At 44.6% G+C, this 14,921-nt stretch carries 9 protein-coding genes and 1 pseudogene; 8 read left to right on the top strand and 2 right to left on the bottom strand.

Going from position 1 to position 14,921, the window contains the following annotated elements:
- Positions 1 to 144: 144 nt before the first annotated feature.
- The 7 genes from NG795_RS22015 (at position 145) to NG795_RS21985 (ending at position 11,238) form a co-directional block, all read left to right on the top strand.
- Positions 145 to 5,034, top strand: coding sequence for a Calx-beta domain-containing protein (locus tag NG795_RS22015; protein ID WP_436836078.1), 4,890 nt, complete (start codon positions 145 to 147; stop codon positions 5,032 to 5,034).
- 141 nt (positions 5,035 to 5,175) lie between these two features.
- A complete protein-coding gene (locus tag NG795_RS22010) occupies positions 5,176 to 5,925 on the top strand; it encodes a peptidylprolyl isomerase (RefSeq protein ID WP_367290779.1) in 750 nt (249 codons plus the stop codon).
- 188 nt (positions 5,926 to 6,113) lie between these two features.
- The gene (locus NG795_RS22005; protein WP_367290778.1) at positions 6,114 to 6,359 is read left to right on the top strand and encodes a hypothetical protein; all 246 of its coding nucleotides are present in this window, start codon (positions 6,114 to 6,116) and stop codon (positions 6,357 to 6,359) included.
- Between the two features lie 97 nt (positions 6,360 to 6,456).
- Positions 6,457 to 7,206, top strand: a complete 750-nt coding sequence (locus tag NG795_RS22000) for a THxN family PEP-CTERM protein (RefSeq protein ID WP_367290777.1) — start codon at positions 6,457 to 6,459, stop codon at positions 7,204 to 7,206.
- Positions 7,207 to 7,481: 275 nt separating this feature from the next.
- On the top strand, positions 7,482 to 9,218 hold the full coding sequence (locus NG795_RS21995) for a zinc metalloprotease (RefSeq protein ID WP_367290776.1): 1,737 nt from the start codon (positions 7,482 to 7,484) through the stop codon (positions 9,216 to 9,218).
- 33 nt (positions 9,219 to 9,251) lie between these two features.
- Positions 9,252 to 10,832, top strand: a complete 1,581-nt coding sequence (locus tag NG795_RS21990) for an HlyD family secretion protein (protein ID WP_367290775.1) — start codon at positions 9,252 to 9,254, stop codon at positions 10,830 to 10,832.
- A 259-nt stretch (positions 10,833 to 11,091) separates the two neighbouring features.
- Positions 11,092 to 11,238 carry a hypothetical protein gene (locus tag NG795_RS21985; RefSeq protein ID WP_367290774.1) on the top strand — a complete coding sequence of 49 codons (147 nt, stop codon included), beginning with the start codon at positions 11,092 to 11,094 and terminating at the stop codon, positions 11,236 to 11,238.
- Positions 11,239 to 11,869: 631 nt separating this feature from the next.
- On the opposite strand, the pseudogene NG795_RS21980 reads toward NG795_RS21985, so the two are convergent.
- Positions 11,870 to 12,407, bottom strand: a pseudogene (locus tag NG795_RS21980) (IS1 family transposase); the annotation flags it as partial.
- Positions 12,408 to 12,611: 204 nt separating this feature from the next.
- Entirely contained in the window at positions 12,612 to 14,423 is a 1,812-nt protein-coding gene (locus NG795_RS21975; protein WP_367290773.1) for a serine/threonine protein kinase, read from the bottom strand.
- Here NG795_RS21975 and NG795_RS21970 point away from each other — a divergent pair.
- Positions 14,403 to 14,759 (top strand): hypothetical protein, encoded by a 357-nt coding sequence (locus NG795_RS21970; RefSeq protein ID WP_367290772.1) that lies wholly within the window; start codon positions 14,403 to 14,405, stop codon positions 14,757 to 14,759. The two genes, NG795_RS21975 and NG795_RS21970, sit on opposite strands and share 21 nt — an antisense overlap.
- The last annotated feature ends 162 nt before the right edge of the window (positions 14,760 to 14,921 follow it).

The following is a 14,921-nucleotide window of genomic DNA, read 5'->3' as shown; positions in this document are numbered from 1 at the left end:
GAAGAACCTGTTGCTGAACAACCGGAAGAACCTGTTGCTGAACAACCGGAAGAACCTGTTGCTGAACAACCGGAAGAGCCGGAAGATGAAGTTCCTCAACAGCCAGAAGAACCTGAAGAACCGGAGCAACCTGAGTATCCTAAGCTGGTAGAGCCGGAAACACAACGAGAGTACGAGGCTGGTAAAGTCCTTGTGAAATTTAAGGATGGTATCTCAGCAGATGATATTGAAAAGACCGTTAACGCCTTGGGCGCTATCGAAATCGATGAACTTTTTGTGGGAAGTTCATGGAAAGTTCTTTCCTTCGACTCTGATACAGACATTATTGGTGTTCGTGATGCTCTGTCAGAGGATACAAATGTGGCTGAAACCGAGCTGAACTATATTGCCCCCTCAACTTTTGTGAATGACTCATCTTTCAATAAGCTTTGGGGTCTGCATAATACAGGTCAAACTGGTGGCAAGGTTGATGCAGATATTGATGCCGTAGAAGCATGGCAGCAGCAAACAGGTAAAAAGTCGGTGGTTGTTGCAGTTATTGATTCTGGTGGCGACTATCGTCATCAAGATTTGGCTGCAAATAACTGGCGTAACACAGGGGAAATTGCTGGAAATGGTATTGATGATGATGGCAATGGTTTTGTCGATGATGTCTATGGCTATGATTTTCACAATAATGATGGAGATCCGATGGATGATAATGGTCATGGAACCCATGTTGCCGGAACTATTGGAGCAAAGGGCAATAATAATCTAGGGATTGTGGGTGTGAACCATGACGTGAGCTTGATGCACCTAAAATTTTTGAACAATAACGGTTCTGGATCTACATATAATGCAGTTCGTGCTGTGGAATATGCCATCAAAATGGGAGCCGATGTTATTAATGCAAGTTTTGGTGGAGGTGGTTACTCGTCAGCTTTTTATGATGTAATTCAAAAAGCTCAAAATGCAGGCATTACTTTTGTTGCCGCAGCGGGAAATAACAACAACAACAACGACGATAAACCTTACTATCCAACAAATTATAATGTTGGAAATGTTATCTCCGTTGCCGCAACAGATCACCAAGATAATTTGGCTTATTTCTCTAACTACGGTGACAAGACTGTTGATTTGGGGGCCCCAGGTGTTGGTATTCTAAGCACATTACCTGGAAATAAGTATGCTTCATACAATGGGACTTCAATGGCTGCACCCCATGTTGCGGGAGCAGCGGCTCTTCTGTTGGCAGAGGATTCTAGTCTCACTCCGACGCAGATTAAAGATATTTTGATGAAAACTGTAGATCCACTGACCAGTTTACAAGGTAAAACAGTCACGGGTGGACGTTTAAATCTCAACAATGCGCTGAAAGCGGTTAATCAAACTCCTCAGAAGGCAACGATTAATGTTACTAGCCCCGATTGGTATGCCCAAGAAACTCGTTCAGGGCAGTCTGAAAATTCAGGATACTTTGAGATTACGCGATCGGGAGGCAATACAAACCAATCACAGACAGTGTACTACAGCGTATCTGGCAATGCCACCAATGGCAGCGACTACGCTCATTTATGGAACTCTGTAGTTATCCCCGCAGGAAAAACCAGCGTCAAAGTTCCTATCCACGTTATCGATGATTCTGTCTATGAAGGAACTGAATTTGTCAGTCTAACTTTGCAAAGTAGTTCTGCTTACGACTTAGGTAGTAGTAAGAGCAGTTCGGTATATATTTATGACAACGATCCTCAGTCTGAATCAACAATTAGTCTGATTACCTCGGACTCGTATGCCAGCGAACGTAAATGGAGTGAATCTCAGAATTCAGGTTTATTCCGGGTGTATCGTAGTGGAGGCGATAATAGCAAATCTGAAACGATTCGTTACACGGTGAGTGGGACAGCCGGTAACGGTAGCGACTATAACTATTTGCCCGGTTATATTACAATTCCGGCTGGTTCAAGCTACGCCAATCTTCCCATCACTGTACGAGACGATTCTACTTATGAAGGACTTGAGAATGTTCAACTAACTCTGAGTGCTGGTAGCAACTACAAATTGAGCAGTAGCAAGAGCGGTACGGTTTGGATTTATGACAACGATTCTCCATCAAAATCAACCATTAATATCCAAAGCTACGACACCTATGCCAGTGAAAATGGTAACTCCGGTTACGTGAAAGTGAGCCGCAGTGGTGGAAACAACAGCCAGAGTGAACGGGTTTACTACAGCATTACCGGCAGCAGCAGCAATGGCAATGACTACAGCTACCTGAATAGCTACATCGACATTCCTGCTGGGTCAACCACGGCTTACATTCCCATTAATCCAATTAACGACAGTATCTACGAGGGAACCGAAAGCGTTAGCATTAACCTGCAATCGAGTTCTGCCTACAATACTGGCAGCAGCACCAATGGCACGGTTTACATCTACGACAACGACCCCAAACCTAAGTCCACCATCAATCTGTACAGCAACGACACCTCGGGTTGGGAACGCAACGCGGGTGAAACTCCCAACGATGGTCAGTTCTATGTCTATCGCAGCGGTGGGGACAACAGTAAAGCGGAAACGGTTTACTACTCAGTCAGTGGGAGTGCGACTAACGGCAGTGACTACAGCTATCTTTCCGGCTATGTGACGATTCCAGCCGGTTCGAGTTTCGCCTACATCCCTGTAGATATCACCAATGACAGCAGTTATGAGGGAACTGAGCAAGTTCAACTGACCTTAAACAGCAACAGCAACTATCTTGTTGGTAGCAACACAACTCGCACTGTCACCATCTACGACAACGACCCCAAACCTAAGTCCACCATCAATCTGTACAGCAACGACACCTCGGGTTGGGAACGCAACGCGGGTGAAACTCCCAACGATGGTCAGTTCTATGTCTATCGCAGCGGTGGGGACAACAGTAAAGCGGAAACGGTTTACTACTCAGTCAGTGGGAGTGCGACTAACGGCAGTGACTACAGCTATCTTTCCGGCTATGTGACGATTCCAGCCGGTTCGAGTTTCGCCTACATCCCTGTAGATATCACCAATGACAGCAGTTATGAGGGAACTGAGCAAGTTCAACTGACCTTAAACAGCAACAGCAACTATCTTGTTGGTAGCAACACAACTCGCACTGTCACCATCTACGACAACGATTTCAAATCCACCATCAGCATTAACGGTTATGACAACTATGCTACTGAAGATGGTAACTCCGGTTACGTGCAAGTGAGCCGCAGTGGTGGCAACAACAGCCAGAGTGAACGGGTTTATTACAGCATCAGTGGCAGTGCCAGCAATGGCAATGACTACAGCTACCTGAATAGCTACATCGACATTCCTGCTGGGTCAACCACGGCTTACATTGCGATTAATCCGATTAATGACAGTATCTACGAGGGAACCGAAACCGTTAGCATTAACCTGCAATCGAGTTCTGCCTACAATACTGGCAGCAGCACCAATGGCATGGTGTACATCTACGACAACGATTTCAAATCCACCATCAATATCAGCAGCTACGACACCTATGCCAATGAAAACGACGGCCTCGGCGATCGCGGTTCCGTGAAAGTAAGTCGTAGTGGTGGCGATAACAGCCGTAGCGAAACTGTTTACTATTCCGTAAGCGGCACTGCAACCAATGGCAGCGACTACAATCGCCTCTCTGGTTCTGTTACCATCCCCGCAGGTGCAACCACGACATATATTCCCATCATAGCGATTGACGACAGCACCTACGAAGGAACTGAGCAACTCCAACTGACTTTGCAATCGAGTTCTGCCTACAATACTGGCAGCAGTACCAGTGGCATGGTTTACATCTACGACAATGACCCGCAACCTAAATCCACCATTAGCATCAGTAATTACGATCGCTATGCGATGGAAGGTGTCCACCAAGGTTCCATTCAAGTAACTCGCAGCGGTGGAAACAACAGCCAGAGTGAACGGGTTTACTACAGCATCAGCGGCAGTGCTGGCAATGGCAGCGATTACACCTACCTCCCTGGTTACATCGATATCCCGGCTGGCTCAACCACGACTTACATCACCGTCCGTCCAAATAATGACAGCAACTACGAAGGGACGGAGGAAGTGCGCGTCAATCTGCAATCGAGTTCTAATTACAATACGGGAAGCAGTACCAGTGGGTATGTCTATATTTATGATGATGATCCCGAGCCCAAGTCCACCATTAACATTAGCAACCACGATACCAACGCTGACGAAAATGGCAACGATGGTTATGTAAAAGTGACTCGTAGTGGTGGAAACAATAGCCAAAGCGAACGGGTGTACTATAGCATTAGCGGTAGTGCCATTAACGGCAGTGACTACAGCTATATCAACAGCTACATCGATATTCCGGCTGGGTTAACCACGGCTTACATTCCTGTTCGTCCTATTAACGACAGCACCTACGAAGGAACAGAATATATGTGGGTGACATTACAATCGAGTTCCACCTATAACACGGGAAGTAGCACGAGCGGCTATGTGAACATTTACGACAACGATGTTGCGGGTAACCCAGATATTGACATCCAACTTGATTACTACAGTAGTTTTAGCTCAACCGTTAAAAATGCAATGGAGCAAGCAGCTCGCAACTGGGAAGCAATCATTACTAAAGATAAAGTTGCCAGTGGGGTATTACAAATTGCTGTTACTCAAGGGTATCAAACTATGCAAGGCGAAAGTTGGGGACATTGGGGCGAAGCCACATGGACAACCTATCCTTATCAGCAGAATGCTCGGTATGACCTGACAACCAGTGATTCGTTTGCCGGTAACTATGCGGGTCAAAGCCGTATGCACTTCAACAGTAATGTGGTCAATACCCTATCTCAAAATTACTTAATTCGTTTGGCAATGCATGAAATTGGTCATACACTAGGTCTTGATGAAGCCCAAAACGACTACAGTCTAGGAATGGATGCGATAATGGATAGTACAGGCATAGATCCGAAGATCTCTGAAGGAATTTACAATCGCCTAGAATGGATGGGATATGAAGTTAATCGAAACGCCAGTATAAGCTGGTCATAATTAAGGTAAAGCTAATGACTCACTCAAGGTGAGTCATTAGTGAAAAGGTCCATTAATCGCGATCTTGCTTTCACTAATATTCTAGGGCATGATCGCGATTCTCTCAGATTGAATAACGTTAAACTCATCGGTATAAGCAACATGGAATTTCTTAAAGTTAACGAAGATTCTATTTCTCTTAGTGACGCGCTAGATTATCTCAAGGCAGCCGGGGGCTACCATCGAATGATGACAGATATCATGCGACAATACTTGCTGCAAAAAGAACTGGAACAGCGACCTGATATTAAGTTTAGTGATTTTCAAGTCGATCAAGCGGTGATGGATTTTCGAGTCGCCAATAATTTGGTGGAGCCTAAACGGTTTCAAGAATGGATGCAAGTTAATGGAGTCAATTACGATGAGTTCCGCAAAAATATTGCGTTTGGTTTCAAAGTAGAACAATTGAAAGCTGAGGTCACAGAACCTAAGTTAGAAGATTATTTCCAAGAGCGCAAACCTCTACTTGATCGCGTCGTTCTGTCTCGCTTGATTGTGAAAGACCCAGAAATCGCCGAAAACCTGAAAGCAAAAATATTAGACGATCGCACTCAATTTGAATCATTAGTCCGCGCCTATTCTATCACGGATGATCGCGCAGCCAATGGCATGATGGGTGCAGTCCCCAAAGGCAAAATGCCGGATATTATGAAAACAGCAATTGATTTAGCTAATCCTGGAGAAATAGTCGGACCGCTCAAAATTGATGATCGTTATTGTTTATTCCGAGTTGAACAATTTATCCCGGTTTCTTTAGAAGAAGAACCTCTCAAACACGAACTTAAAAATCAACTTTTTGAGCGATGGATACAAGACAGACTACAATCTTTCGAGATTCGCTTGGAAGTCTAGAAGAATCTGATGGGTTGAAATGTTCACTCGCTATCCCATTTGATTTATCAAAATTCCCCCCCTGTCTGTAAAGTTTTGCAACAAAATTGTTCAGGCTGCATCATTCACTGGGATTACTCCTAATAAAGAAATAGAACGGTAACCCACTGGATGAATCCCTAGACCCTCTCACCCCTGATGCGATCGCCATGAACCCTCAACCCCTCAACCCTCAAAACCACTATGACTATTGGATTTGGCCGAATCTCGGCATTTCCTGGCAACTCGCTAAGGTCCGAGGTTCGGATAGGGTGGTGCTAAAGTTACGTCAAGGGAATGGTCAATTTACGTTTTCCCCGATGGAAGGATTTGTTTTACAGCATTTCACTGGGAAGTTGGCGATCGCCCCTTCCCCCCCCTCAAAGAAACCGGGTTTTTTACATAACCTTGGCTGACTCGCCTAAATCCATGTAAAAACCCGGTTTCTGCACCCATCCCCCAAAGCCGATCGCAAAACCTTTTCTTTTTCCTTAAACATACAGGAGCATCACAATGTCGGCATCTGCTTATTTCGTAAAATCCCTAGGAATCATCGGTGCAACGGCAGGAATTGCCCTGATTTCGCCCCTTCCTGCTCATGCTGTTTCCTTCACCCTCAGCAACATTACAGGCACTTGGGATAACGTCCAAGGAACTTCTGTATTCAATGGCACTGGTACTAATCAAGTTCGTTGGGGGAGCCCGGCTACCATTTCGGGTCAAAGTGGTTTCAATTTCACCAGTTCTTCTTCGTTAGTTTCTGTTTCTAGTGGGAGCAACTTTGTCCTTGGCGAATTAACTCATTTGAACTTCCCTGTGTGGGCAGGAACGGCAGCATCAGGAGCTGATTTAGACCTCTCAATGGCAATTGATGGAGTCTTTCATGCATTTAACTACAGTTTCTTGATTAATGAAACTTCAAATACTGCGGGAACCTGTCCCGTTTTTCAAGTTAGCAACACCCCCTGTGATGATAAAATTGACTTCTCCAGTCCTTTTAGCACCACGACTTTCCAGAAAGATGGCTTTAACTATAGCTTGGAATTGTTAGGGTTTAGCCACACTCTTGATGGACTTTCTCCCGTTTCTTCCTTTATTACTGAGGAGCATAAAGCTTCTTCTGCCTTCCTAGTAGCACGGGTGGTAAAAGATGGCAATAATGATGTATCGGTTCCTGAACCAACATCAGCGGTGGCTGTTATTTTAATCGGACTGGCGGCCACTGGGATGCGACGGAGTAAAAATCATAAATGGGTAAGGTAATCATCCCACAAATTTGTAAGAATTAGTAAGGCATCTTTTGGGTAAAGCCTTTGTATCTCAGCAGACAATTTGGCTTTTAACCCGGTTTCTAGGCTGGCAGGGGCGATCGCTCTTTACGATGACCCCAAAACTTGACCGATCGCCCCCAGTGTTTGTAAAGTTTTGCAACAAAATTGTTCAGGCTGCATAATTCCCGGGGGTTACTCCTAATAAAGAAATAGAACCGTAAGCTACTGGATGAACCCCTAGACCCTCTCACCCCTGATGCGATCGCCATGAACCCCCAACCCCTTAACCCTCAAAACCACTATGATCCCTGGATTTGTCCGAATCTCGGCACTTACTGGCAACTCGCTAAGGTCCGAGATTCGGATAGGGTGGTGCTCAAGTCGCGCCAAGGGAATGGTCAATTTACGTTTTCCCCGATGGAAGGATTTGTTTTACAGCATTTCACGGGGAAGTTGGCGATCGCCCAAATCCAGCGGCGTTGTCAGCAGCAATTTGGTGACTCCCTGTCTCCCTCTTTTGTCTGGGAACTCCTCCAAAAACTGATTGAATTGGGTATTTTAGCGGCTGAGGATGAGACTGCTATGGATTGGATTTGTCCAGATTTAACTCCTTTCTGGACTCTGGCTCCTCTCCCTGATTCTGACCAAGTTTTGCTCAAAGCGATTGAAGGCAATCTGCGGGTAATTTTTTCGAGAGTTGAAGGCTATGCTTTAAATTATTTTACGGGAAAATATACGGTTTTTGAGATTCAAACTCGCTGTGAGCAGCAGTTCCCTGGGGAAATTTCTGCTGATTTTATCCCGGATTTGCTCCAAAAGTTGATTGAGTTACAGATTTTAGCCCGGGATGATGCAGAGCCATCTGATGCCGAAAAATCTGCGGTTGAGCGCCCTTCAAATTCTCCAACCCTTAAATCCTGTGTTCACTGGATTAACCATCCCGATGGGTATTGGATTCTTCGCAATCCGGAGGATTTTACTTTTTTACAATTGAGTGATTCGGATAAGGTAATTATCGACCAATTGGGGAGGCGATCGCCCTCCTCAATTATTGAGGAATTCTGTATTACCCCACAAGAACTCAAACATCTCCTGCGACTGTTGACGACATCCGCCATGTTGGAAGGGACGACGGTTCCCACTCCTCCTCGGGGCAAATTTAACCCGATGCAGTTGCTTTATTTTCGGATTCCTTTATTCAATCCTGACCCTTGGCTGACTCGCCATATTGAAGGCATCCGCTGGATTTGGACGAAGCCATTTGCGGTGCTTTTATTCCTCTGTTTAGGTGCTTCTGCTGTCTTGGGAATTCGTCAGCGGGAAATCATTTTTTATACGGGACAGCAACTCATGGAAGCGAATGGTCCCGCTTTAATTATTCCCTTTGCTCTGCTGTCAATGCTGGTGGTGGCTTTTCATGAATTGGGTCATGCTTTTACGTTAAAAAACTTTGGCGGTGTGGTTCCGAATATGGGATTGCTGCTGATGATGTTTATGCCTGCGGCTTATACGAATACGACGGATTCTTACTGTTTATCTCGGTTTAAGCGGGTGTTGGTTGTGGGGGCTGGTTTGTTGGTGCAATTTGCAATTTGGGCCGGTGCTTTGTGGTTTTGGAATTGGACTCATGCCGGTAGTTGGCTACATACGGCGAGTTATTTACTGATGGTGGCGGCTTTAGTCACGGTGGCGATTAATCTCAATCCGATGGCTAAGTTTGACGGCTATTATCTAGCGGTGGCATTGACGGGGATTAATAATCTCAGGACGCGATCGTTTGGCTTATATGGAAATTTGTTGCGCGGGAAACCGTTACGAGAAAGGTCTGGGGATATTTTAATTTTAGCCATTTATGCGCCTTTAAGTTTAGCTTATATTTATTTCGTCTTTGGGTTTTTATTGGCCAGAATTGCCGATTGGAGTTTAACGAATATTCCAATGACGGCTTTTTTACTTTTAATAGCTTGGTTAATTTACTTTTTCTTTCCCAGCAATAAACCGTGATTTGTTAACTTTGTACTCAGGGCATTGACTGTTATGAGTTCTAATCCGAATCCACCCCAAAAGTCTCCGTTAAAAGTGGTGCCACCGAAATCGCTGGTTCAACCGCCTATCCCACCGACTGCGCCAGTTTCGCCGACTCCGGAAGCGGTTCCACCGGCAAAACCACCGGCTGCTTCTCCGTTTTATGGGAAGGCATTAATGCTGGTGTTTTTAGTGGTGGGTGGGGTGGCGATCGCCCGAATTCCCATCTCTAATCATGTCACGGGAGCAGGAACCATTACCTCTCGCAGTTATGAACGTCACCATGTGACCACTTCTGTCGCGGGTACAGTTAATCTGAAAGTTAAAAGTAATGGGCGGGTTACCGAAGGGGATGTTGTTGCGGAAATTGATAGTGCAGAGATAGACAAGCAAATTGCTGACGCTGAACAGATTTTACAACAGGCAAATTCAGCGCTTGATGATGCAAAAAGTCAGGCCAAGAAGGGCGAGATGGAACTCCTGAAGGTTAAACAGGATGTGGATATAGCCCGGAATCGTGCCGAAAAAGAACAAGCCGAGTTTGAAGCCATTATCTCAGGAAACTATTCCCCGCAAATTCGGCAGTTAGAGGAAGAAATTAACAGTATTGAAAGTGAAATATCCGGGGCTAAAAATAATCAAATTGGCATTGAAAATCAGATTACTGGAATTCAGCATGAAATTGCGGGATTAGAAGTAGATTCGACACATTATCAGGAAAATTTAGAGATTGTACAATCAGAGATTGCCCGATATCAAGATATTCTCAGGGAAGGGGCGTTAGCTCGCAAGGAGTTTGAGAAATCTCAGCAGGAAGAAAATCTCCTGAAAAGTCAGATTAATCAACAAATGAGTCAAATGGAGGTGAAGCGCCAGCAAATCCGCCAATATGAAAGCGAAATCCGTCAACGAGAAAATTTCATTGAACAAAAACGGGGACTAATCGCGGCTAAATATGAACAAATTCAAGCGGTTAAAAATCAAGTTGAAGAGTTGCGAGATGAGCGTGCGAATGAGTTAGAGCAACAATTGGCATTACAACGTGGGGTGGAAACCCAAGTGGAAGCGGCAGTCATTCAAATTACGAATGAATCGGAACGGGTGGCTAAGGCAGAAGCGGAACTCGCCCGATTGCGCGATCGCCAGCAGGATTTGATTCTAAAATCTAAAATCACAGGAACTGTGGTAACGCCTGATTTAGATTTAGTGGATCAAGCTCCGGTACAAATGGGTCAACAACTGATGGAAATTGTTAATTTATCCCAGCTTACGGCAACGGTAGAAGTCTCCCAGGAAGATGGGAATTTGGTGAAGCCTAATCAAACTGTAATTTTCAAAGTTCGTGACCCTTATAGTCCCAGTTATCGGGCCAAGGTTCAAGAAATTTTACCGAAGATTGCATCGGATCAATCGGGGACTAATCCCATGTTGACTTTGACCATTTTAATTGATAATCATGACCAGAGTTTACGCCCTGGAAGTGAAGGATTTGCTCATATTGAAACCGGAGAAATGAAAATTTACCAAAAAGCTCAACATGAATTAAATAAGTTGTTTAACTTGGATAAATATTTTGTAGGATTTTCTCATTAATTAGGGTCAACTTGAGGAGGGATGATAACAGTCCGAGCCTGCGGTTGCATCGATGAAAAGTTCACTCTCTATTGGATGGGTTTGTAAAAAGGCTCCGCGTCCAGGGGTATTGGTAGGGGATTCGAGGCTTAAGCTATTACAAGAAAGCATGATTTGTTGTTATTAAATTGACGCTCTTAAGAGGGAAACCGGTTGTCAAAGGTTTATCAAAACTATTTTCCAAACCGATCGCAAACGCGCTGTTCAAGAACTTTACCAAATGCTTGAACATCCCCAATGCCATGAATATCCCCGTAGGCTGGCTGTCTATACTTTACGAGAAATTGGGCAAGGCAATCAAACGGCGATCTCTGGTTTGATTAAAATCCTCGAAACTGCTGAAGATAAATATACTCGTGTTGAGTAATTTAGCCTTTACAGGCTTAGTCCAACTTACAATGTAAAGTTTTATATTGACATTCAACATTTCTGGGATTATTATGATAAAATCTGGAAGCGGCGAAATAAGACGCCGTTGGAACCAACATAAAAGACGACACAAGTTAACGGCAAGCGTTAGCGAATGCGGTTCAACTTCATTCTTAGGCACCCAGTACAGATTCCAGAACATCTTGACTTATGGACGACTTGACTTATGGACGACGAGCTACTTAAAAAATACCTACTTAAAAAATACCTTGAATACGCTAAGAGCGAAGAGTCCCGTGCAGTTCTCTTTGTAAAAAAGCATCTCGCTCAAGCAAAAGGGCATTGGATAGATATTGTCGATTGCCAACCCTATGAAATGTACTCAGCTGAGTTACTACATTTCAGATTCGTCCTAGGTGGTCTGTATAAGAGAAAGATACAACCTCAGTATCCATCAAAATCTATATACACTGATGAACGCGAATATTACTTGATGGTCCGAGCCATAACGTGGGAAACCGCACATAGAGACATTGAACAGCAGAAATCAAAGAACATAGCATCACGGAAATTCAAGATAATAGGTATCAGGTACGCTAAAAATAAAAGCAAAAGCAAAAAACGTAGTCCTAAATATGTAATGATTCATTATAATCATGAATAAAATACAATAAGGTCCCACCATGATTATCTAAATTTTTTAGAAAACGATAAAGTTTTTCGCGCCCAGTCCAGAAACTCGTTGCCTTAAGGTATTAGTGAACCGTTCAATATGACTGGTTTTTCCGCTATTTTTGCTGACCGGCTTATGTCGGTTTGTTGGAAAAGCACATTCATATGCTTGCCAAAAATCTGTATAGCATACTGCACATTGCCGATAAACAGGAGGTCAAGATTCCCATAATTTTTGGGCTGATTTTTGACTTCTATCTCCTACATAAAATCCGACAATTTCTTTGGTTTTTAAATCTATAGCGAGCCACACCCACTGTTGGTTTTCTTTGTTTTGAACATACGACCAAAGTTCGTCACATTACTGGGATTTCCTGGGGGTTTAGCTGATATTTCAAGTTCCCTGGAAACCTTGGCATACTTGGCATTGACGTATTTCTGAAGCCAAGTTGCTGACACTTCAAAAACTCTACATATACCCGCCAAAGGTATTCTTTATCGATTTTTTCATTATGTTAATTCCTCTAAAATTTAGGGCCCTAATTTAACATTTTTCATTCCCGAGAAATATTTGAAATTCAAATATTTTTTATAAGCCTAGCTTATTAAATTGCAATAATTTTGGCTTTTATTTTTTATAAACCAAGTAGATTTCTATCAGTAGTCCAGCATCATCATTACATATTTATGACTACCGTTTTATCGAAATCCTAACAGTCTCAAAACGGGCATGAGTAAATAGTAACTACAACCGAGAGAAAAACTGCCCGTCATCCCTAATAAAGCAAAAAAGGCGATGCTATCCCAAAATTGCGGCATCCCGATTCCGGAGGTGGCGGAAAATAGGTCTAAAATTAGGGGAAAATAAGAACTATACAGAAAGACGGCCATTACGATCGCAGTCCCGATCGCACTCATCGTTGCATGGAACAGTTGCGGTTTGGGTAATCCTAACCCGAGGACAACTGAGGCGATCGCAATTGCAGTAAATCCGACTAAATCAGGAGCGTTTAGAGTCTCCGTGGTTGAACTCACCGCTAATACAAACCATCCCAATCCATAGCCAAATAGTCCCATCAAGCCCGCGACGAGAAATCGCCGTTTTTGTCCAAAACTTCCCGCTTCGGTTAACCCCAAGGCTGTACCTAAACCCGCCATCGCAAATAAAATCGCTACCGGATCAACGGTCAGTTCCAGGTTGGGAAACCATTGTGCGATTAACTCACTTAGGCGACTGCTCACTCTTGTACCCACGGGTAACCAATAAGCTACCGTAAATCCGACTCCGGCACCGACACTGGCCCCCAATCCGCCTAAGATGGTGCCTAATAAGGTATCGAAGCAGGCGGTAAAGACCCAGCTAATCACATCCAATGTGGTGATCAGGATGCCCTCCAGGGTTTTGTAGCTGACAATCCCTAGGGTGGCGATCGCCTTAATCACCACGGTTCCTACTCCCCAGGCAAATTTGATACTGTTCCCAGATGCCACCGCCGCAAACTCCGCCAAGCGTCCACTCAGTCCCAGATTACGTTGGCGGACTAAGGTTTTTAAATACGAACCTTGTCCCAGTCGTCCTTGTAGTTCGGTGGCGCTGGATAATCGTTTGTCAACCTGAAATTCCAGCATTTCATCGATGACATTAGCCAGATTCAGGCTGACCCTGGCATGAGGATGCCAGCGACATTCTCCCGACATCCCATCATCGAAGTCCGTGGGCGATCGCCCGGTTAGCAGAAAAATAGCCGTTCGTCCTAATGCATAAAAATCCGCTGCTGGTCCCACGGAACCCCCCATCATCTGTTCCGGAGGACTATAACCAGGAGAAAACAACCGCGTGGAACTCGCTTGTTTGCCGCTGAGTTGTTTTACCCCCCCAAAATCGATCGCCACCAGTTGGCCCCCTGCACTTCCCCCCATCTTTCTATTAAATAAGGAGAACGGACTACCCGTATTTGCCGGAGTCGCCGCTATCCGGACCATTAAATTGGTGGGTTTGAGGTCCCTGTGAATAATCGAATGCCGATGCAACTCTTCTAATATATCTGCTGCCTGCATCAACCAATCCACCACCATTTCCTCGGGAAACCCTTGGGGATAATCCCGATGCAGCATCTCATCCAAGGTGAACCCCTCGATTTTTTCCATGACGAGACAAGGAAGGGTGTGGGGTTGGGGATGTTTGAGGGAAATGTGAAAATAACCGTCGCGATCGACCTTGGGAATTCCCGGATGAGTCAGACTCGCCAAAACCGATGCCTCTTGTTCAAACAGTTCCAAGGCTTTGGGCGATCGCTCCACCAACACCTTTAAGACTCGTTCCCGGTCCGTCTGCCGGTCATAAACGGTGAAAGTCACGGCAAAACCGCCGGTCCCTATTTTTTGTAACGGCAGGTAACGCCCATTTAAAATCAGAGGGGTTCCACAACTGTCGCAAAAGTGATGACTCCGATTTTGGTTGCTGGGACTTGGACAATCCGGGTTGATGCAGTGGAGGAAAGCTGGCTGCATAAGTTTTTTAAAATCACCCCCAGGGGCGATCGCTCAAGAAAGGGGATCAAGGTTAAAGGGTCGCAAGGCAAAGGAGGCGATCGCATTCTTGAACGTTCCTCCCTGCTCTATCCGGGTCAGGACGCAGACTCCATCGCCTTCTCAACTGCGATCAATTGTATCGTTCCTGCTGCTCCCCAGACCGAAATTCGGCCCGTTCTCTCAAAATTGAGCGTTTCATTATACTGGAAAATTGCCATTTTTTATTATAACAAAAAATTAATATTTATAACGAAAAATAAAGAAATATTATCTAAGAATAAAAGAACAATGATGTTTAACTTATTGTTTTCCTGATACTATTGTTATGCAGCAAAACGAAGCAGCCGACTGATTTCGCTTCACTGATCCCCGACGCGGGGCCGGTAAGCAATAGTGCCTATGATAAGTGCATAACTTGTCAGGAAAACTAAAAACCAGGACAACTGCAACGATTTTCGATGATTCCGATGATTCCTA

Origin of the sequence: Laspinema palackyanum D2c (assembly GCF_025370875.1) — a bacterium.
Taxonomy (GTDB): Bacteria; Cyanobacteriota; Cyanobacteriia; order Cyanobacteriales; family Laspinemataceae; genus Laspinema; species Laspinema palackyanum.
This window is presented reverse-complemented; position numbering and strand designations above follow the sequence as displayed.